Here is an 18,142-nt window from a genome sequence, read left to right as displayed (position 1 = left end):
AACGGGCGGCGGATCCCGTCCATTCGAATGCGGAAGAATTTCATGACCGACCCGAACCGCCAGAAGATCATCGACAAGATCGACGCTTCGCGCGACCACGCCGTCAAGCTGCTGCAGGACATGGTGACCATTCCCAGCGTGACCGGCGACGAAGCCGCCATCCAGAAGTTCATGCATGACTACCTGGCCGGCGTCGGCCTCGAGGTCGACATGTGGGAAACCGACTGGGAGGAACTGAAGAAGCACCCCGGCTACCGGCCGGTGGCGCGCGGCTATGAAGGCCGTCCGAACATCGTCGCCACGCTGAAGGGCACGGGCGGCGGCCGCTCGCTGCTGCTGAACGGCCACACCGACGTGATCCCCGTCGGCGACGGCGAGGGCTGGAGCGACAATCCGTGGTCGGCGTCGATCAAGGACGGTCGCATCTACGGCCGCGGTTCCTGCGACATGAAGAGCGGCGTGGCGAGCCACGTGCTTGCCGTGCAGTACCTGAAGGAACTCGGCCTGACGCCGAAGGGCGACGTGCTGATCAACATCGTCATCGACGAGGAGGTCAGCGGCCACGGCACGCTCGATACGGTGATCCGCGGCTACAAGGCGGATGCCGGCATTTCGGGCGAGACCAGCGACCTGCACGTGCAGCCCGCCTGCATCGGCCGCATCTGGTTCGAGATCGAGATCCAGGGCAAGCCGGCCGGCGTGCAGCAGCGCTATCTCGGCATCAGCGGCATCGAGCTGGGCTACAAGATCTGCAAGGCCGTCCAGGAACTGGAGGACGAGCGCGTTGCCACCGTCACGCACCCGCTCTATCCGAGCGCCATCGATTCGCTGCCGTGCCTGATCGGCAGCTTCCAGGCCGGCAACTACCCGAGCGCCTTCCCGGCGACGGCGCTGCTCAAGGGGTCGATCGGCACGGTGCCGAGCGAGGACCACGAGGGCGTCAAGCAGAGCCTCGTCGACAAGATCGCCGCGGTGGCCGCCACGGACCCGTGGATGAAGGACCATCCGCCGGTCGTCCGCTTCGTCGGCTACGACGCGCAGGCCTCCGAGATTCCGCGCGACCATTCCATCGTCGAGACGGTGTCGCGGACCTACACGGAAGTCACCGGCAAGCAGCCGACCATCAGCGGCCGGCAGGGCGCGGCCGACACGCGCTTCCTGAACCAGTACGGCGAGACGCCGACCGTCATCTTCGGTCCCGGCTCGACGGCGGTGATGCACGCCAACGACGAATATGTGTCGATCGACGACTACATAACCTCGATCAAGGTGATGGCGCTGTCGATCTACGACTGGTGCAACAGCGAGGCGCAGAAGGCGTCCTGACCGCGCCTTCGATGCAGGCTGCAAAGCGAAAGGCGTCGCCATGGGCGGCGCCTTTTTCATTGGGGTGACAGGCGACGGAATTGTGTCTATTGATTCTATCTTACTATAAATAGGTTGACTGCAAGATAGGTTTACGTCAGATTGGAATTGCATCCGGGGACGATGCGCCGGCTACCGGCTTCGCCTCCGGGTCCATCAAGGAGAACATGGTCATGCATATTGCGGTTTTGACCGACGGCGACACACGGGTCGCGATCACCCCCGAAACGGTCCGGAAGTACGAAGCGCTGGGAGGCAAGGTCGTGGTGCAGGGCGGTGCGGGCGCGCGCGCCGGCATCTCCGACAGCGATTTCGAGACGGCGGGTGCGCGTGTCGTGCCGGACGCCGCGGCGGCGGTTCGCGACGCCGACATCATCCTGGCGGTCGGGCGTCCCGAGGACACGGTGATCCGAGCCTGCAAGCCGGGCGCAGCGCTGTTCGCGACGATGGACCCGCATCAGGCGAACGGGTCGCTCGAGGTGATGGCCGGGGCAGGGGTCAGCGCCTTCGCGATGGAGCTCATGCCGCGCATCACGCGGGCGCAGTCGATGGACGTGCTGTCGAGCCAGGCGAGCCTCGCCGGCTACCGCGCCGTGATCGACGGCGCCGCCGAGTTCCCGCGCCTTCTGCCGATGATGATGACGGCCGCCGGCACGATACCGGCCGCGCAGATCTTCGTCATGGGCGCAGGCGTGGCAGGCCTGCAGGCGATCGCCACGGCGCGCCGCCTCGGCGCTTCCGTTTCGGCCACCGACGTGCGGCCCGCGACGAAGGAACAGGTGGCGTCGCTCGGCGCCAAGTTCGTCGCCGTCGAGGACGACGAGTTCAAGGCGGCGGAGGCCTCCGGCGGTTATGCCAAGGAAATGTCGAGGGAATACCAGGCCAAGCAGGCCGAACTGGTCGCCGCGCACATCGCCAAGCAGGACATCGTCATCACCACGGCGCTGATCCCCGGACGCGCCGCGCCGCGCCTCGTCACCAGGGCGATGATCGACAGCATGCGCCCCGGTTCCGTCCTGGTCGATCTCGCCGTCGAGCGCGGCGGCAACATCGAGGGATCGCGGCCGGGCGAGGTCGTGGATGCCGGCCGCCGCATCAAGATCATCGGCAATTCCAGTATCGAGAAGATCGGCACGACGGCGTCCAGCCTCTACGCCCGCAACCTCTACAGCTTCGTCTCCACGCTGATCGACCGCGACAAGCCGGCGCTTGCCATCGACTGGGACGACGAACTGGTCAAGAGCACCAACCTCACGCGTGACGGGGCCATCGTCCACCCGGCCTTCGGCGGCGCCAAGCCCAACTGACGCGGCGGCGGCCCCGGCCGGCGTGATGCCGGCCGCCGGACCGCCGGCGCAATCTGGAGATCGTCCATGACGTCCACCGCAATCATCCAACTCTTCGTCTTCCTGCTCGCCGGCTTTGTCGGCTTCCAGACCATCAGCCGCATTCCGCCGCTGCTGCACACGCCGCTGATGGCGGCGACCAACGCCATCTCCGGCATCTCGCTGGTTGCGTCGCTGGTGCTGGCCGGCGCCGACCAGGGCCTGCTCAGCACCGTGCTCGGCACGATCGCGGTCGGCTGCGCCACCGCCAACGTGGTCGGCGGCTTCCTCATCACCGACCGCATGCTGGCCATGTTCAAGCCGGCGCGGCTCGAAGCCAAGGAGCAACCCAGCACATGATCGCCACCGGCATCCAACTCGCCTATCTTTCCTCGGCGGCGCTGTTCGTGCTGGCGCTGCGCGCGCTCGGCCAGCCGACGACGGCGCGGCGCGGCATGCAGATGGCCGCCTTCGGCATGCTTGTCGCTGTCTGCGCCACGCTCGTCGACCAGCGCATCGTCAGCTACGAGTGGCTGATCGTCGGTCTCGTCGCCGGCGGCGTGATCGGCTATCCGCTCGGCATGTGGGTGCCGATGACGGCCATGCCGCAGCGCATCGCCTTCAGCCACGCGTTCGGCGCGCTTGCTGCGACGCTGGTCGGCGTCGGCGAATACATGCACGGATTTCACGAGGGCACGCTGACCTATGGCAAGACGGTTGCGCTCGGCTTCGAGGTGTTCTTCGGCGCACTGACGGTGACCGGCAGCCTGATGGCCTTCGGCAAGCTGCAGGAACTGCTGCCGGGCGCCCCGATCACCTTCCGCGGACAGAACGTCTTCAACCTGTCGCTGTTCGCGATCGGCGTCATCTGCCTGGTCTGGCTGGTCGTCTCGCCCTATGACACCGCGTTCTTCGTCGCCATCCTGGCCATCGGCCTCGCCGTCGGCGTCCTGATGGTCCTGCCGATCGGCGGCGCCGACATGCCGGTGGTCGTCTCGCTGCTCAACTCATACGCCGGCCTGGCGGCCGTCGCGACGGGCTTTGCCCTCGACAACAACATCCTGATCGTCGTCGGCGCGCTCGACGGAGCCAGCGGCTTCATCCTGTCGATGGCCATGAGCAAGGCGATGAACCGCTCCTTCGCGAACGTCCTGTTCGGGGCCTTCGGGGCGGAAGCCGGCGGGCCGGAGGCGACGCAGGCCGGGGCATCCGGGGAGATGGTCGGGATCGATGCCGACGATGCGGCTCTGCGGCTGGCATTCGCCCGGCGCGTGATCATCGTCCCCGGCTACGGGCTGGCGGTTGCGCAGGCGCAGCATCAGGTGCGCGAGCTTGCCGACCTCCTGGAAAAGCGCGACGTCGACGTGCGTTTCGCCATCCATCCGGTCGCCGGCCGGATGCCCGGCCACATGAACGTGCTTCTGGCCGAGGCGGGCGTGTCCTACGACAAGCTGTTCGACATGGAGGACATCAACGAGCGGTTCTCCGACGCGGACGTGGCGCTGGTGATCGGTGCGAACGACGTGGTCAACCCGGCCGCCCGCACCAACCGCAGCTCGCCGATCTACGGAATGCCGATCCTCAACGTGCAGGACGCAAAGAGCGTCATCGTGCTGAAGCGCGGCCGTGGCAAGGGCTTCTCCGGCGTCGAGAACGACCTGTTCGTTTCGCCGAAGACGAACATGCTGTTCGGCGACGCCAAGCAGTCGATCACGCAGCTTTGCGTGGAGGTGAAGCAGGCCTGACATGCTCCGGTGCGGGCATGCGTCCGCACCGGATCCGGCCTGGGCGAGATTGCCGCAATGATCTCCAGGCCAGTGTCATGCTATCATCCTAGTAATAGTCTGATATGAGGTTTGAGCGATGACGATCGCGCGCAATCGTCGAGCCGGATCTGTCGGGAGCAGGAGGAATTGAACATGGCTGCACAGGGCGTCACCGACCCCAAGGCGGACGGGCAGGGGGTCGGGGCCTCGCTCCTGCGCAAGGAGGACGACAGGCTCCTGCGCGGGCGCGGACAGTTCGTCGCCGACATCCGGCTGCCCGGCCTGAAGGACGTGGCCTTTGTGCGCTCGCCGCTTGCCCATGCGCGCGTCAATGGCGTTCACGTGCCGGATGCGCTGCGGGATCGCGTCGTCCTCGCCGGGGACCTGAAGGACGTGAAGCCGATCCGCGCAGTCTCCGGGCTTGCCGGCTTCAAGCCCTCCGACCAGCCGGTGCTGGCTTTCGAGAAGGTGCGGCAGGTCGGCGAACTGCTCGCCATGTGCGTTGCCGATACGCGCGCCAAGGCGGAAGACATGATCCAGGCGGTCGAGTTCGATCTGGAGGAACTGCCGGCTGTGCACGACATGCTGGCCGCGCGAAAGCCGGGTTCGGCGCTGCTGCACGAGGAATGGGGCGACAACGTCTTTCTCGAGACCTTCGTCGACGTGAATTTCGAAGCGGCGCTCGACGCGCCGATCAAGGTCACGCGCGAGATCTCCACGGCGCGGCAGAGCATGGCGCCGATGGAAGGACGCGGGACGGTCGCCGTCTGGGACAACCGGATGGAGCAGCTCGTGCTCTACACCGGCAGCCAGATGCCGCACATCGTGCGCACCGGGCTCGCGGAGTGCCTCGGGCTTGGCCAGCACCAGGTTCGCATCGTCTCGCCCGACGTCGGCGGCGGGTTCGGCTACAAGGGCATCCTGCTGCCGGAAGATATCTGCCTTGGCTGGTATGCCATGCGCTGCGGCCATCCGGTGCGCTGGATCGAGGACCGCCGCGAGCACCTGACGGCAGGCGCCAACTGCCGCGAGCATCACTACATCATCACCGGCTATGCGGATCGCGACGGCAAGCTGCTCGGCGTCGACTGCGAGGCGACCGTCGATTCGGGCGCCTATTCATCCTACCCGTTCTCCGCTTGCCTGGAGGCGGCGCAGGTCGCGAGCATCCTGCCCGGACCCTATGACTTTCCCTCCTATCGTTGCCGCACATGGTCGGTCGCGACCAACAAGTGCCCGATCCTGCCCTATCGCGGCGTGGCGCGTACCGGCGTCTGCTACGCGATGGAACTGGTGATGGACGCCATCGCCCGCGAGGCCGGCCTCGAGCCGCACGAGGTGCGGCTGAAGAACCTGGTGCGGCCCGAACAGATGCCGTTCGACAACATCACCAAGAAGCATTTCGACAGCGGCGACTATCCAGAGGCGCTCCGTCGCGCCATGGCGGCAATCGACCTGCCGGCGATCCGCGCCCGGCAGCGGGAGGGTGAGCCGGACGGCCGGCTGATCGGCGTCGGCCACGCGATCTATTGCGAGCAGGGCGCGCATGGCACGTCCGTCTATGCGGGCTGGGGCATTCCCATGGTGCCGGGCCACGAGCAGGCAACGGCGCGCATGACGCCCGACGGGGGCCTGGAGTTGCGGGTCGGGGTCCACTCCCACGGCCAGAGCATGGAAACGACGCTTCCGCAGGTCGCCCATGAGATCCTCGGCATCGACGTCGCCAAGATAAAGCTGGTGCACGGCGACACCGAGTACACGCCCTATTCGACGGGCAGTTGGGGATCGCGCTGCGCGGTCATGGCCGGCGGCGCGGTGGCAACCGCCTCGCGCGAGATCGCCAAGCTTGCCAAGGGCATCGGCGCCCATCTCCTGCAGGCCAGGCCGGACCAGGTGGAACTGGTCGACGGCCGCGTGGTCGGACCTTCGGGAAGCGTGTCGCTCGCCGAGATCGCGCACACCTGGTACCGACTGCCGCAGAACCTGCCCGACGGCGTCGATCCGCGCGGCCTAGAGGCGACCATCGGCCACAAGCCGGTGCGCGACAGCGGCACCTTCAGCTACGCGGCGCATGCCGTGGTCGTCGCCGTCGATCCCGAAATGGGCGACATCGAGATCCTCGACTACGTGATCGTCGAGGACGGCGGCAAGCTGATCAACCCGATGGTGGTCGACGGGCAGATCTATGGCGGCCTGGCGCAGGGTATCGGCACCGCGCTCTACGAGGAGATGAACTTCGACGCCTCCGGCCAGCCGCTTGCCTCGACCTTCGCCGACTATCTGCTGCCGGGACCGACAGAGGTGCCGGCGCCGCGGCTCGATCACATGGAGACGCTGGCGCCCTACACGGAGTTCGGCGTCAAGGGCCTCGGCGAGGGTGGGGCCATCGCGCCTCCCGCCGCGCTCGGCAACGCCGTCAACGATGCGTTGAAGGGGCTGGGCGTCGAACTGACGCAGACGCCGATGACGCCGCGCCGGGTGCTCGAGGCCATCGGCAAGGCAGGCAGGCTGGCCGCTGCCGGGCACGCAAGCGCGCAGGGAGAACTGGTTTGAAGCCCGTCAATTTCGACTATGCGCGGCCAAGCGACGTGGCCGACGTGCTGCCGCTGATCGCCGACGACAGCCGCACCGTGAAGATCATGGCCGGCGGACAGTCGCTCGGGCCGATGCTCAACATGCGGCTGGTGCAGCCCGACCTGGTGGTCGACATCACCGGTATCGAGGAACTGCGGCAGGTGGAGGAAACCGCCGACGCCATCGTCATCGGCGGCTGCATCACGCATGCGGACATCGAGGACAGGCGCGTGCCGGACGTGACTCGCGGCGCCCTGCCGGCGGTCGCCGCCGGCATCGCCTACCGCGCGGTGCGCAACCGCGGCACCATCGGCGGAAGCATCACCCATGCCGATCCCTCGGCCGACTGGATATCGATCCTCTCGGCGCTGGGCGCGACGGTGACGCTGCGTGGCTCGGGGAGGAGCCGCAGCGTCGCCGTCGAGGACTACATGCTGGGGGCGCTGGAAGCCGATCTCCGGCCCGGCGAGATGCTGGTTTCGGTCACGGTTCCCAGGCTCGGCGCCGCCGCCCGCTGGGGCTACTACAAGAGTTGCCGCAAGACGGGCGAATTCGCCCATGCCATCGGCGCGTTCCTGGTCGATCCGGATCGGGACGTCAGCCGCGCCGTTTTCGGCGCCACGGAAAGCCGACCGATCGTGGTGGCCGACGCGCGGCGGCTCCTCGGCGAGGCGGCGTCGAAGGGGTCGAGCGGCGATTTCGACAGCTGGCTGGCGGCGGAGATGCTCGACGCCGGAGGAATGAGCGATCCGGTCGATCGCCAGATTCACGTCGTCGCGTTGCGGCGTGCCATTCAGCAGGCAGGTTCGGCATGAGCATGATCCATCTCACAATCAACGGAAAGCCGGTCGACGCGGCCTGCGAGCCACGCACCCATCTTGCCGACTTCCTGCGCGAGACGAATGGCCTGACCGGCACGCATATCGGTTGCGAGCACGGCGTCTGCGGCGCCTGCACAATCCTGGTGGACGGCGTTCCGACGCGTTCCTGCATCACCTTCGCGGCAGCCTGCGAAGGCGCCGAAGTGACGACGGTCGAGGGCCTCGACGACGACGAGATCGCGACGGAACTCAGGGCCGCGTTCTCCAGGGAGCACGGGCTGCAGTGCGGCTATTGCACGCCGGGCATGCTTGTTTCCGCACGTGACGTGGTGCTGCGGATGGATGCGCCGAGCGAGCACGACATCCGGGTCGTGATGAGCGGCAATCTTTGCCGCTGCACCGGCTATGTGGGCATCGTCCGGGCGATCCAGGGCGTCGTCGCGGACCGGCGCGCACGCGGCATCGCAGCCATTCCGGGCGGCGGGCGCGCCCGCCTCGGCCCTGCCGGATCGGGCAACGCCGCGACGGCAAGGGCGGCGGCGGGCCAGGCCAGTACCGGCGTAGTGCCAGCGGCCAGAGCGGCCGGCCAGCCGCGCGCCGCCGCGCGCAAGGACGACAACTGGAAGCCGCAGACCACGTTCGAGCAGAGCTTTGCGGTGGCGCATCCCGCCGACGTCGTGTGGGACTTCTTCGGCAGGGTCGATGAAGTCGCCGCCTGCCTGCCCGGCGCGTCGCTCGACGGGCCGCCGCAGGACGGTCATGTGGAAGGCCAGATCAAGGTCAAGGTCGGGCCGATCTCGGCCGAGTTCCATGGCGCGGCCGACATCACCCGGGACGAGGCGACCCGCACCGGCACCATCGACGGGACGGGCAACGACAAGCGCAGCAATTCCGCGACGCGGGGCCAGATCCGCTATGCGGTGAAGGAAGCCGGCCAGCCTGGACAGACGCGCGTCGACGTGTCGATCGGCTTCACGCTGTCGGGGGTGCTGGCGCAGTTCAGCCGGTCCGGCCTCGTGCAGGATGTGGCGAACCGGCTGATTGGCGTGTTCGTCCAGAACCTGGAGGCCAGGCTTGCGCACCAGGCCGGCGGCGGCAGCGCCGATTCCGCGCCGGTGGCCGCCGAATTCAACGCCGGCTCGTTGATGTCTTCGGTCATTGTCGGCCAGTTCAAGCAGCTGTTCGCGCGGCTCTTCCGGCGCAACTGACCGGCCGGCAAGGTATGAACGAAAGCGCGTCGCCGATCAGGCGGCGCGCTTCTCCATATTGACTGCGACCATCTGTGCACAAATACTGCATGACCCTGCGGAACATCCATCGCAGGTTGCGGGTGCATCTTTCATCAATTCAATGCAAAGGACGCGAATGCCGGGCCCCGGCACTGGTACTTTCATTCTATCTACCGTACATATAGACCATGAAAAAACTTTCATCCCTTTATGATCGCAGCAGGATTCCCCTCTACATCCAGGTCGCGTCGGTGATGCGGCAGCGGATCGAGACGGGGCACTGGCTGGAAGGCGACAAGATTTCGACGCTGGAGGAGCTCGAGGCCGAGTTCGGCGTGGCTCGCGTCACCATTCGCCAGGCGATCGAGTTGCTGCGCGACGAGGGCCTGGTCAATGCCCAGCAGGGACGCGGCACCTTCGTCTCGGGCAAGCCCAAGCACAATCGCTGGCTGAACCTGGCGAACGACTTCGAGACGATGGTTTCGCTGGTCAAGGACAACGTCCTCGAGCGGGTTCACATCGAGGAGAACGTGGTCCTGCCGGAACTCGACGAGAACGAGGGAACGGCCGCCGCCGAGTACACCTTCCTGCGCAGCGTCCAGCACAATGACGGCGAGCCGTTCTCGGTCGTCAACCTGCATCTGCCGCAGGATCTGTTCGCGCGCGACCGGCAGCGCTTCACGCATGGGGCGGCGCTGCCGATCATCGTCGACATGAAGGAAGTGAAGATCGTCCATGCGTACCAGACGCTGACCATCGGGGTGGCCGATCCGGAAACCGCCGAACTGCTGAAGATCGGCCTCGGCGAGCCGACCGCCGATTGCAGGCTTGTCCTGGTGGACGACAGGGGCATCGCCATCTACGTGGCCAACATCCACTATCACAAGGATTGCTTCGCCCTGCGCGTCGATCTTCTCAACCAGAAGCCGGCCGGCAAGGCGGCGCGCGGGCTGGAGACCGCCTGAAGCAGGCGGCAGCGTGCCGGGAGGGGGCGCCTCCCGGCCGCCAGGTCATGCCATCTCGAGAAGTCTTGCGGGCGCGGTGCCGACGATCGCCTCGTAGCGGCCCTGGTCGGTGGCCCCCTCCGTATTGATGACGAAGATGCGCGACTGCGCGTCGATGCCGAGCCTGGCCCGCATGTCCGGATCCGCGACCGCCGTCAGGAAGCCCCCGAGTCCGGCGCCGCCGCTCTCGCCGGCGACGACCGCGGGGTCGCCGGCGGCGGGGCGCGCCAGGCGCCGCATGGTCGCCGCGGCGTCTTCCTCGCCGATGGTCATGAAGTCGTCGGCCTTGCGCGACAGGATGCGCCAAGCGACGAGCGAAGGCTCGTAGCATTCGAGCATCGCCATGATGGTCGGTTCGTCATGCGCGACCTTGACCGGATGGCCGGCCCTGGCGGTCTCGAAGATGCAGGCGGCACGGTCCGGTTCGACGACGATGAAGCGCGGACGGTCGCTGCCGTAGAGGATGTCGAAATGCCCGGCGACGGCCGCCGCCAGGCCGCCGACGCCGGCCTGCACGAAGACATGGGTCGGCGTCTGCGGCAGGGCTTCCGCCGCTTCGCTCAGCATCGACGTGTAGCCCTGCATGACGAGCGCGGGGATGCGCTCGTATCCGGGCCACGACGTGTCGGAAACGACGAGCCAGCCCATTTCGGCGCAGCGGCGTTCGGCTTCGGCGACGGAATCGTCATAGGTGCCTTCGACACGGATCATCTCGGCGCCGAAGGCGGCGATCGCCGCGACGCGCTCGTCCGATACGCCCGAGTGCACGAAGATGGCGGCCTTGGCGCCGACCAGCTTTGCGCCGGCCGCCACGGATTTTCCGTGGTTGCCGTCGGTGGCGCAGCCGAACGTCATGCGGGCGGCGACCGCGCGCACGGCGGGCGATTGCAGTTCGGCGATATCGACCGGCTGGCCCAGCTTGCGCCCGGCCTCCTCCAGCACCAGGCGGATGACGGCATAGGAGCCGCCGAGCGCTTTGAAGCTGTTGAGGCCGAGGCGGTGGCTTTCATCCTTGAGATGGATGGATGCGACTCCCGTCTCGCGGGCGAGGCCGGCCAGCGAATGCAGCGGGGTCGGCTTGTGGTTCGGACGATAGGTGAGGAAGCGCGAGACCATCCTGGCCCCCGCGACGCTCAGCGTCTCAGCGTCGGCCGGCTCCAGCGGCAGGCCGTGGTCGGGATGTTTGTTGGCGATCAGCACCGCATTCTCCTTGATGTTGGCTTGCGAAATTCTATTGCGTTTGCACAGCGCTATTGCTTCTATCTCAGGCTCGTAATCGAAAGAATTTTGCAATTCCGAGGCGCATTATGGGAGATTCGTCAGAGGGCGGCCGACTCGATTCCTTCGACCTGGCGATCCTGGACATCCTGCAGAAGGACAATGGCACGCCGCAGCGGGTGATCGGCGAGCGGGTCAACCTTTCGCCGGCGGCCGTGCACCGCCGGATTCGCCGGATGCAGGAGGAGGGGGTCATCGTCGGCAATTTCGCGGTCGTCGATCCGCTGCGGGTCGGGCTTCCGCTGACGATCGTCGTGGAGGTGCATGTGGAGAGCGAGCGGCTGGACCTGCTCGACGCCGCCAAGCGCAGCTTTGCCGCGGACCCGCAGGTGCAGCAATGCTACTATGTGACCGGCGAGGCGGATTTCGTGCTGATAGTCACCGTGCCCTCGATGAGCGCCTACGACGCGCTGACGCGGCGGCTCTTCTTCGGCAACAACAACGTCAAGCGATTCCGGACGCTGGTGGTGATGGACCGCATCAAGGCGGGGCTCGCCGTGACGCTGGACAACGCCTAGTCCGGTTCTTCGTCTCCCCACATCGTCGCGTTGTTGCTGGGGGGCGCGCGGGCCGGCGAGCGCACCCGACCGCCAGACGAAAAAAGGACCCGGCCAGGGGCCGGGCCAGAGGGTGGGAGATCTGTTCCGCCGGCGCGCCTGACGAGCGCGGCCGACGGACTGCGGCGCCGGATCAGGAACCGGCGGGCTCGATCTTGCCGTCGACGATCTTGATGAGCGTGCCGTTGGTCATGTACTGGCCGCTTTCACGCCCCTCGGGGCCGTCCTTGGTGAAGGTCACCGTGCCGTTCAGCGCGGGGACTTCGACCTGCCAGAAGGCGTCCTTGATCGCTTCCGGCTCGGCCTTGCCGGCCTTCTCGATGGCTGCCTTGATGACCTGGATACCGTCGTAGCCGCGATAGCTTTCCGTCAGGCCGGCCTTGTTGTGGCCGGCTTTCATCCAGGCTTCGATGAAGGCCTTCGCCTGTTCGGGATGCGCGGTCTTTTCCGGGAACCAGGGGGCGAAGAACACCATGTGCTGGGTGTTGTTGGCGGCCGCGCCGGCCTGGTCGATCAGCTGGTCGGGATTCTGCGAGCCGCCGGTGGTGACGATCTGCTTGGTGATGCCGAGAGCGGCGGCCTGCTTGAGGAGGAGGGTCAGCTGCTCGACCGCGGTCGTGACGATGATGGTGTCGGAATCCGACGCCTTGATCTTGGACAGCTGGGCGCTGAGGTCCTGCGCGCCCTGATCCATCATTTCGGTCAGGCCGACGGAGATGCCTTCCTTGCCGAGCGCTTCGGAGAAGTCCTTGACGGTGCCGATGCCCCAGTCGTTGTTGATGGCGAGGAAGTCGACCTTCTTGATGTTGAGCTGCGGCAGGTACTTCTTGAACAGCTCGGCCTCGACCCAGGACGGCGGCGAGATGCGGAACACGTAGGGATTGCCCTGCTTGGTGATCTTCGACGACGACGACGTCTCGACCAGCATCGGCACCTGGTACTGCATGAGCTTGGGCATGGCGGCGAGGGTCAGGCTGGAGCCCCAGGCGCCCATCATCACGGGAACCTTGTCGCTGACGATGAGCTTCTCGGCCACCGCCGCCGCTTCCGTCGGATTGCTCTTGTTGTCTTCGATGACGAGCTCGAGCTTCTCGCCGAGGACGCCGCCGTTGGCGTTGATCTCCTCGACGGCAAGCTTGGCGCCATCAACGATGTAGGTGCCCGAGGCGGCGAACGGGCCGGTCAGCGGCTGGTTGACGCCGATCTTGATGGCATCGGCGTAGGCGAGGCTCGATACCGCCAGCAGAAGCGAGGCGGTAAGCGCCGTAAGGCGTGCGGACTTGACCAATGTTTTCTCCTCCAGAGTGATTCAGCTACACTGCTCGGACGTCACTGGCGACAAGGGCTGTTGGTTGTAAATTGCCTCGCCATTGTAGGGACAGGAACCAGCAGTGTTCATATTGTACTAACATTAGTATGATAATGCAAATGCAAAATCCACGATCACGTGCGGGCAGGGGCGACCGGTTCGCAGAGCGCCGGAGCACGGAGCCTGACGGACATGCCGCCGGCTACAATCGCTGTGTCGCCGGGAGCGAGCGGCGACCCGGCGCGCGCCGACGGCCGTTGCCTCGTCGATGCGGCGCGGTCGCGCCATTTCTCGACCGCTCCACAGTGTCGCGCGGGACGCCTTGCAATCGTTGGGCGTTGCGGTTATCAGAGCGCGCGTTGCTGCCGTAGCTCAGTGGTAGAGCACTCCCTTGGTAAGGGAGAGGTCGAGAGTTCAATCCTCTCTGGCAGCACCATTCCTGCCTCAGCTTCAGTGTGTCGATCAGTTCACGCCGGCCGCATGGAAGGGTCGTCCAGAAGATGCGCGCTTGCAAACCGACGCCCATAGAATGGTCTGCGGGCCGCATGTCCGCTGGCGAGCAGGGCGCATAAGCATGAAATACCGTCCAGAGGTGGATGGCCTGCGCGCCGTCGCGGTTCTGCCAGTCCTCTTCTTTCACGCCGGCTTCACTCTCTTTTCAGGGGGATTCGTCGGCGTCGATGTCTTTTTCGTCATCAGTGGCTACCTGATCACGAACATCATCGTGGCCGATCTGTCCGCCGGGCGGTTTTCGGTGTGGAGCTTCTACCTGAGGAGGCTTCGCCGGATCGCTCCGGCCCTCCTCGTCATGTGCGCGGCAACCATCCCGTTCGCATGGGTGTGGATGCTTCCGTCCGAATTCAACGACTATTCGAAGAGCCTCTACACAACGGCGCTTTCCGTTTCGAACTTTCATTTCTGGCAGAAGGCAGACTATTTCGCCGCACAAGCGGAGCTGATGCCGCTCCTGCACACCTGGTCGCTGGGTGTGGAGGAGCAATTCTACATCGTGTTTCCGCTTCTTCTGATCCTGTTCGGACGGTTTCGACTGCCGGCGGTCGCGTTGCTCGCGATATCGAGCTTCCTGCTCGCGCTGGTTCTTGGCCCCATTGCGCCAGCCGCAAACTTCTACCTGTTGCCAACCCGCTTCTGGGAACTTGCGATCGGATCGGTTGTCGCCATGTCGGCGATCCAGCCGAGAGGGCGCGCGATGGCCGAGCTTTGCGCCACGGGAGGCCTGGTGCTGATCGTCCTGTCCGTACTTCTTCTCGACGGAGATGGGCATTATCCGGGCTGGTATACGCTTCCCTCCGTACTTGGAACGGCGATGTTCCTGGCCGTCGGCGACCCGCGAACCTTCGCGGCCCGGTTGCTCTCATGGTCGCCGTTGGTCGCCGTCGGACTGATCAGCTACAGCGTCTATCTTTGGCACCAGCCTCTGTTCGCCTTTGCGCGCATTCGGCTCATGGGCGACGTGTCCGACGCCATTTATCTGTCGCTAATCGCCCTGACCTTCGCGTTCGCCTACGCATCATGGCGCTGGGTCGAACAACCCTGCCGCAACCGTGTCGTCGTCGACACGCGCAAGATTGTCATCGGTATTGGCGCGGCGTGCGCGCTGACAATCGCCATCGGCCTGATCGGTGACCTGACCAACGGCCTTGGCCAGACGAGAGGCGCTACCGCGCAGGCGGCGGGCATCAGCGAACGGATGCGCATCAACTTCGGTCTCAGCGCCGATTGCGAGGGGAAACTTCCGGTGCCCGACACGTGCACGACGAGCGGAGAGCCGGAAATTCTCGTGTGGGGCGATTCCTTCGCCATGCACCTGGTGCCCGGAATCGTCGCATCCAACCCCGCCGCCGGAATTGCGCAGTTCACCAAGAGCGCGTGCGGCCCGTTCTTCGGGATTGCTCCGATACCTGCCGGCTATCCCCGCGACTGGCCGGAAAGGTGTCTCAGATTCACGGAGGCGGTGAAGTCGTACGTCCGGAGCACGAAATCGCTGCGCTTTGCCGTCCTTGGCTCCCCCTTCCACGCCTACCTGGACGGCGACACCCAGCTCCTGGCCAGCGGCGAGAGGGTCTTGGGAGGACCGGAGTTGGCGCGCGCCCATTTCAAGGACACGTTGGACTTGTTGCGCGCCAACGGACTGACGCCGGTGGTCTTCATGCCGCCGCCCGTCGACGGACGTGAGATCGGAACCTGCCTGGCCCGTTCAGTGTGGCTGGGCATATCCTCGGAGCGTTGCAATCTCTCCCCGGAAGCCAGACATAAACGCGCCAAGGTGATGGAACTGCTGGATGGGCTCGGCGTCGCTGTCATCGATATCGCCGAAGTCCTTTGCGACGAGCGGGCGTGCAGCGCGAGGACAGGCGATGTACTGGTATTCCGCGACGGTGCTCACCTTTCCTACGAAGGGTCAGCCTATCTGGGGCGGCAGATGTCCTTCTACGACCGGATCGTCGCCGCCGAAGCCATCGACTAGGCATGCGGCGGGCGGTCCGTGCCGGGGGCACCGCCTCGCCGACGATGCGCCTGGCGCAAGCCTGGCACCGTGGGGAATTTCAGACGTGTGCTCTTCGCCTGCAAGGCAAGCGGTTGCGGCCTCTGCAATCCCACTCGGCGCTACTTGATGAGCACATTGATCGAGTAGCCGACGGTCTTGCCGGCGTCCCGATCGTTTCCCATCAGGTACACGCGGATGGCCCAGTCTCCGTCGGAGGGCACTGTTATCTCGGCTCGACTATCATCGTCCGTGCTCCCGACGTAGGGGCCGCCGTAATCCTGTCCCGCCGGCAGGATGTTGAAATACGCTGAACCATGGCCATTGGTCCCGGTAACAGCCAGCGAAACGACCATGGTTTGCCCGCCACGGGCGCCCAGAACGTAGTCGATAAACTCATGGCCCTTGATCGTGCCGTTGATCTCGCTGCTCGTTGAGCCGGGCTCGAACCTGATCCTCACGCTCTCCTGAGCCGACACCTGCCCGCCCCAGAGGCAACCCAGTATTGCGATTGTGGTAGGCAGTGCGAGTTTTTTCACCAGAGGTTTCCTCCTGTTCCGAAATGGTGGGCTGCCGGTTTCACCTTGGCACGCCGGTTCTTCCAAGCGCCATGGCGCGCAAAAGCCAAAGTATCGCGAGGTTGACCAAGGGTGCAGCCGCGGCGAGCCACGGCCAAAAGCGTTCCGGAAGTGCGTCCACGAACCGGTTCCACGGAAGACCCAAAGGAATGAGGAAAACGCCGGAAAGCGGATCGCGATCGGCACCCAACAAGCCGAACGTGCCGATCAGGTAGACGGCCAGTGCGAGCGCATAGAGCGCCGCAAAGGCGATCAGGGCAAGAGACAGCAAGCGCGCCATCGCACCTTCACGCTCGGAATCCGCCACGCATCTTTGCGCCTTCAAGCGTTCGCTAGAGCGCGCCCTCGTTCGTCAGTGACATCGGACGCGATGTCGAGCCGTCCTTGTAGGCGATGCATTCCCAGGCCGCCTGCTGTTGACCGACAGCCACGATCACCTTGGTGCCCGCCTCCGAGAACTCCGATGAACCGACGGACGCCTGCGCGTTGCCGGTTTCCTTCTTCACGGCGTTCAGGCACGCCTGCCGTGCCGCTGCCTCGGCCGAATTGCCGGCAGGGGTGGCGGGCGCGGTGCTATCGGAGGTTTCGCAACCGGCCAGCGCCGCCAGTGCAACAAATGCCAAGCTTGCCATGATTTTCCGAGGCTGGTTCATCGCTTCCCCTTCTTCCCCTTCCCGGGTGATATGACGCCTANGATTGCCTTGATGACCAGCAGCAGGATTACCGCTCCGACGACCGCAGCGATGATCTGACCAAGGACGCTGCCACCGACAGGGATGCCGATCATCGGAAACAGCCATCCGGCTATGTTGGCGCCGACGATACCAATGACGATGTCACCCAACAGACCGTAGCCGCTTCCTTTGACAACCAGGCCGGCAAGCCAGCCGACAATCGCCCCAAACACAACCAGAATGAGCAGGGCAATGATCAGGCCCATTCCCGTGCCTACCGCGTTTTCCATTGTCGAGACCCTNTGCCGCTGCCTCGGCCGAATTGCCGGCAGGGGTGGCGGGCGCGGTGCTATCGGAGGTTTCGCAACCGGCCAGCGCCGCCAGTGCAACAAATGCCAAGCTTGCCATGATTTTCCGAGGCTGGTTCATCGCTTCCCCTTCTTCCCCTTCCCGGGTGATATGACGCCTAGTCCTAGAGGTTGCCTTCGTTGGTTTGCGACATGACTTCCTGAACGGCGCCGTCATTGGAGACAAGGCAGCGCCAGGGAGCCTGCTGCTCGCCAACGCCGATCATCACCATCGAGTTTGCTTCCGAGAACTCCGAACTCAGGACCTTCGCGTCGGCGTTTCCTGTCTGGCCCGCCACGGCAGCCAGGCAGGCGTCGATGGCCTTCTGGGATACATCCGAAGCCGGTTGCTGCTCTTCGGGGACGCCGTCGCCGTCGTTGCCCTGGAAGGAAAGCTCGGCAACGGTGCCGTCACTCGACACGAGACACCGCCACGGCGCCTTCTGTGCGCCGACTTCGAGCATGACCAGCGTATTCGCTTCCGAGAATTCGTTGCTCGCAACGGCAATGTCGGCTTCGCCGGTCTCCTTTTTCGCGGCGGCGAGGCAGGCATTGTTGGTGACGGTCTCGGTGTCAGCGGCAGTTTGCTGCGGCTTCTGATCGGTCGCTGCCGGCTGCTCCGCGGCGGGCGCACTGGTCTGCGGCGCCTCGGATTTCGCTTCGGGCGCCTTCGAGGCTTCCTGCGAGCAGCCCGCAACAAACAGGGCAAGCGATGCCATGACGACGACAACGGTGTTCCTCATGCCGTTTTCTCCATCGGTTCGCCGGTCGTGCTTTCGACCTGAGCGCCAATCTTAGGCCTTATCGGG

Annotated in this window: 17 protein-coding genes and 1 tRNA gene; 11 read left to right on the top strand and 7 right to left on the bottom strand. The window is 65.5% G+C overall.

Annotated elements, in window-relative coordinates; translation table 11 throughout:
- Positions 1-42: 42 nt before the first annotated feature.
- From ABUE31_RS17590 to ABUE31_RS17555, 8 genes are all read left to right on the top strand, one after another.
- Complete coding sequence (locus tag ABUE31_RS17590) at positions 43-1,326, top strand: ArgE/DapE family deacylase (RefSeq protein WP_367724986.1); 1,284 nt, start codon at positions 43-45, stop codon at positions 1,324-1,326.
- Positions 1,327-1,538: 212 nt separating this feature from the next.
- Positions 1,539-2,672: an NAD(P) transhydrogenase subunit alpha gene (locus tag ABUE31_RS17585; protein WP_367724985.1), complete on the top strand. Its 1,134-nt coding sequence runs from the start codon at positions 1,539-1,541 to the stop codon at positions 2,670-2,672.
- Positions 2,673-2,738: 66 nt separating this feature from the next.
- A complete protein-coding gene (locus ABUE31_RS17580; RefSeq protein WP_367724984.1) occupies positions 2,739-3,050 on the top strand; it encodes an NAD(P) transhydrogenase subunit alpha part 2 in 312 nt (103 codons plus the stop codon).
- Positions 3,047-4,435, top strand: a complete 1,389-nt coding sequence (locus ABUE31_RS17575) for an NAD(P)(+) transhydrogenase (Re/Si-specific) subunit beta (protein ID WP_367724983.1) — start codon at positions 3,047-3,049, stop codon at positions 4,433-4,435. Before ABUE31_RS17580 ends, ABUE31_RS17575 begins: the two co-directional genes overlap by 4 nt.
- Before the next feature lie 174 nt (positions 4,436-4,609).
- Entirely contained in the window at positions 4,610-7,009 is a 2,400-nt protein-coding gene (locus ABUE31_RS17570; protein WP_367724982.1) for a xanthine dehydrogenase family protein molybdopterin-binding subunit, read from the top strand.
- Positions 7,006-7,845 carry an FAD binding domain-containing protein gene (locus ABUE31_RS17565; RefSeq protein WP_367724980.1) on the top strand — a complete coding sequence of 280 codons (840 nt, stop codon included), beginning with the start codon at positions 7,006-7,008 and terminating at the stop codon, positions 7,843-7,845. Before ABUE31_RS17570 ends, ABUE31_RS17565 begins: the two co-directional genes overlap by 4 nt.
- A complete protein-coding gene (locus ABUE31_RS17560) occupies positions 7,842-9,059 on the top strand; it encodes a xanthine dehydrogenase family Fe-S subunit (protein ID WP_367724979.1) in 1,218 nt (405 codons plus the stop codon). The genes ABUE31_RS17565 and ABUE31_RS17560 overlap by 4 nt, the downstream gene beginning before the upstream one ends.
- A gap of 209 nt (positions 9,060-9,268) precedes the next feature.
- A complete protein-coding gene (locus ABUE31_RS17555; protein ID WP_367724978.1) occupies positions 9,269-10,045 on the top strand; it encodes a GntR family transcriptional regulator in 777 nt (258 codons plus the stop codon).
- A 45-nt stretch (positions 10,046-10,090) separates the two neighbouring features.
- Here ABUE31_RS17555 and ABUE31_RS17550 read toward each other — a convergent pair whose 3' ends face one another.
- Positions 10,091-11,284 (bottom strand): diaminopropionate ammonia-lyase, encoded by a 1,194-nt coding sequence (locus ABUE31_RS17550; RefSeq protein WP_367724977.1) that lies wholly within the window; start codon positions 11,282-11,284, stop codon positions 10,091-10,093.
- 107 nt (positions 11,285-11,391) lie between these two features.
- Here ABUE31_RS17550 and ABUE31_RS17545 point away from each other — a divergent pair, with 107 nt between their 5' ends.
- Positions 11,392-11,880 (top strand): Lrp/AsnC family transcriptional regulator, encoded by a 489-nt coding sequence (locus ABUE31_RS17545; RefSeq protein WP_367724976.1) that lies wholly within the window; start codon positions 11,392-11,394, stop codon positions 11,878-11,880.
- 172 nt (positions 11,881-12,052) lie between these two features.
- Here the strand turns inward: ABUE31_RS17545 and ABUE31_RS17540 are convergent, their stop codons facing one another.
- Positions 12,053-13,207, bottom strand: coding sequence for an ABC transporter substrate-binding protein (locus ABUE31_RS17540; RefSeq protein WP_367724975.1), 1,155 nt, complete (start codon positions 13,205-13,207; stop codon positions 12,053-12,055).
- Between the two features lie 382 nt (positions 13,208-13,589).
- Between ABUE31_RS17540 and ABUE31_RS17535 the strand changes: the two genes are divergently transcribed.
- Together ABUE31_RS17535 and ABUE31_RS17530 are read left to right on the top strand one after the other, a co-directional pair.
- Positions 13,590-13,664, top strand: a tRNA-Thr gene (locus tag ABUE31_RS17535).
- Positions 13,665-13,802: 138 nt separating this feature from the next.
- Complete coding sequence (locus ABUE31_RS17530; RefSeq protein ID WP_367724974.1) at positions 13,803-15,716, top strand: acyltransferase family protein; 1,914 nt, start codon at positions 13,803-13,805, stop codon at positions 15,714-15,716.
- 140 nt (positions 15,717-15,856) lie between these two features.
- Here the strand turns inward: ABUE31_RS17530 and ABUE31_RS17525 are convergent, their stop codons facing one another.
- The 5 genes from ABUE31_RS17525 to ABUE31_RS17505 all read right to left on the bottom strand — a co-directional run bounded on the left by ABUE31_RS17525 (position 15,857) and on the right by ABUE31_RS17505 (position 18,052).
- Complete coding sequence (locus ABUE31_RS17525; protein ID WP_367724973.1) at positions 15,857-16,273, bottom strand: hypothetical protein; 417 nt, start codon at positions 16,271-16,273, stop codon at positions 15,857-15,859.
- A 40-nt stretch (positions 16,274-16,313) separates the two neighbouring features.
- Positions 16,314-16,619, bottom strand: a complete 306-nt coding sequence (locus ABUE31_RS17520; protein WP_367724972.1) for a hypothetical protein — start codon at positions 16,617-16,619, stop codon at positions 16,314-16,316.
- Positions 16,620-16,644: 25 nt separating this feature from the next.
- On the bottom strand, positions 16,645-16,965 hold the full coding sequence (locus ABUE31_RS17515) for a hypothetical protein (RefSeq protein ID WP_367724971.1): 321 nt from the start codon (positions 16,963-16,965) through the stop codon (positions 16,645-16,647).
- Complete coding sequence (locus ABUE31_RS17510) at positions 16,962-17,252, bottom strand: GlsB/YeaQ/YmgE family stress response membrane protein (protein WP_367725041.1); 291 nt, start codon at positions 17,250-17,252, stop codon at positions 16,962-16,964. Before ABUE31_RS17510 ends, ABUE31_RS17515 begins: the two co-directional genes overlap by 4 nt.
- Before the next feature lie 206 nt (positions 17,253-17,458).
- Positions 17,459-18,052 carry a hypothetical protein gene (locus ABUE31_RS17505; protein ID WP_367724970.1) on the bottom strand — a complete coding sequence of 198 codons (594 nt, stop codon included), beginning with the start codon at positions 18,050-18,052 and terminating at the stop codon, positions 17,459-17,461.
- Positions 18,053-18,142 lie beyond the last annotated feature (90 nt).

Origin of the sequence: Mesorhizobium marinum, assembly GCF_040813675.1 — a bacterium.
In the GTDB taxonomy this organism is placed as follows: domain Bacteria; phylum Pseudomonadota; class Alphaproteobacteria; order Rhizobiales; family Rhizobiaceae; genus Mesorhizobium_K; species Mesorhizobium_K marinum.
This window is presented reverse-complemented; position numbering and strand designations above follow the sequence as displayed.

What these genes read in the sequence shown, in the direction of transcription:
- ABUE31_RS17590 (WP_367724986.1), top strand. Translation starts at nt 43, where the DNA reads ATGACCGACCCGAACCGCCAGAAGATCATCGACAAGATCGACGCTTCG.
- ABUE31_RS17585 (WP_367724985.1), top strand. Translation starts at nt 1,539, where the DNA reads ATGCATATTGCGGTTTTGACCGACGGCGACACACGGGTCGCGATCACC.
- ABUE31_RS17580 (WP_367724984.1), top strand. Translation starts at nt 2,739, where the DNA reads ATGACGTCCACCGCAATCATCCAACTCTTCGTCTTCCTGCTCGCCGGC.
- ABUE31_RS17575 (WP_367724983.1), top strand. Translation starts at nt 3,047, where the DNA reads ATGATCGCCACCGGCATCCAACTCGCCTATCTTTCCTCGGCGGCGCTG.
- ABUE31_RS17570 (WP_367724982.1), top strand. Translation starts at nt 4,610, where the DNA reads ATGGCTGCACAGGGCGTCACCGACCCCAAGGCGGACGGGCAGGGGGTC.
- ABUE31_RS17560 (WP_367724979.1), top strand. Translation starts at nt 7,842, where the DNA reads ATGAGCATGATCCATCTCACAATCAACGGAAAGCCGGTCGACGCGGCC.
- ABUE31_RS17555 (WP_367724978.1), top strand. Translation starts at nt 9,269, where the DNA reads ATGAAAAAACTTTCATCCCTTTATGATCGCAGCAGGATTCCCCTCTAC.
- ABUE31_RS17545 (WP_367724976.1), top strand. Translation starts at nt 11,392, where the DNA reads ATGGGAGATTCGTCAGAGGGCGGCCGACTCGATTCCTTCGACCTGGCG.
- ABUE31_RS17530 (WP_367724974.1), top strand. Translation starts at nt 13,803, where the DNA reads ATGAAATACCGTCCAGAGGTGGATGGCCTGCGCGCCGTCGCGGTTCTG.
- ABUE31_RS17515 (WP_367724971.1), bottom strand. Translation starts at nt 16,965, where the DNA reads ATGAACCAGCCTCGGAAAATCATGGCAAGCTTGGCATTTGTTGCACTG.
- ABUE31_RS17505 (WP_367724970.1), bottom strand. Translation starts at nt 18,052, where the DNA reads ATGGCATCGCTTGCCCTGTTTGTTGCGGGCTGCTCGCAGGAAGCCTCG.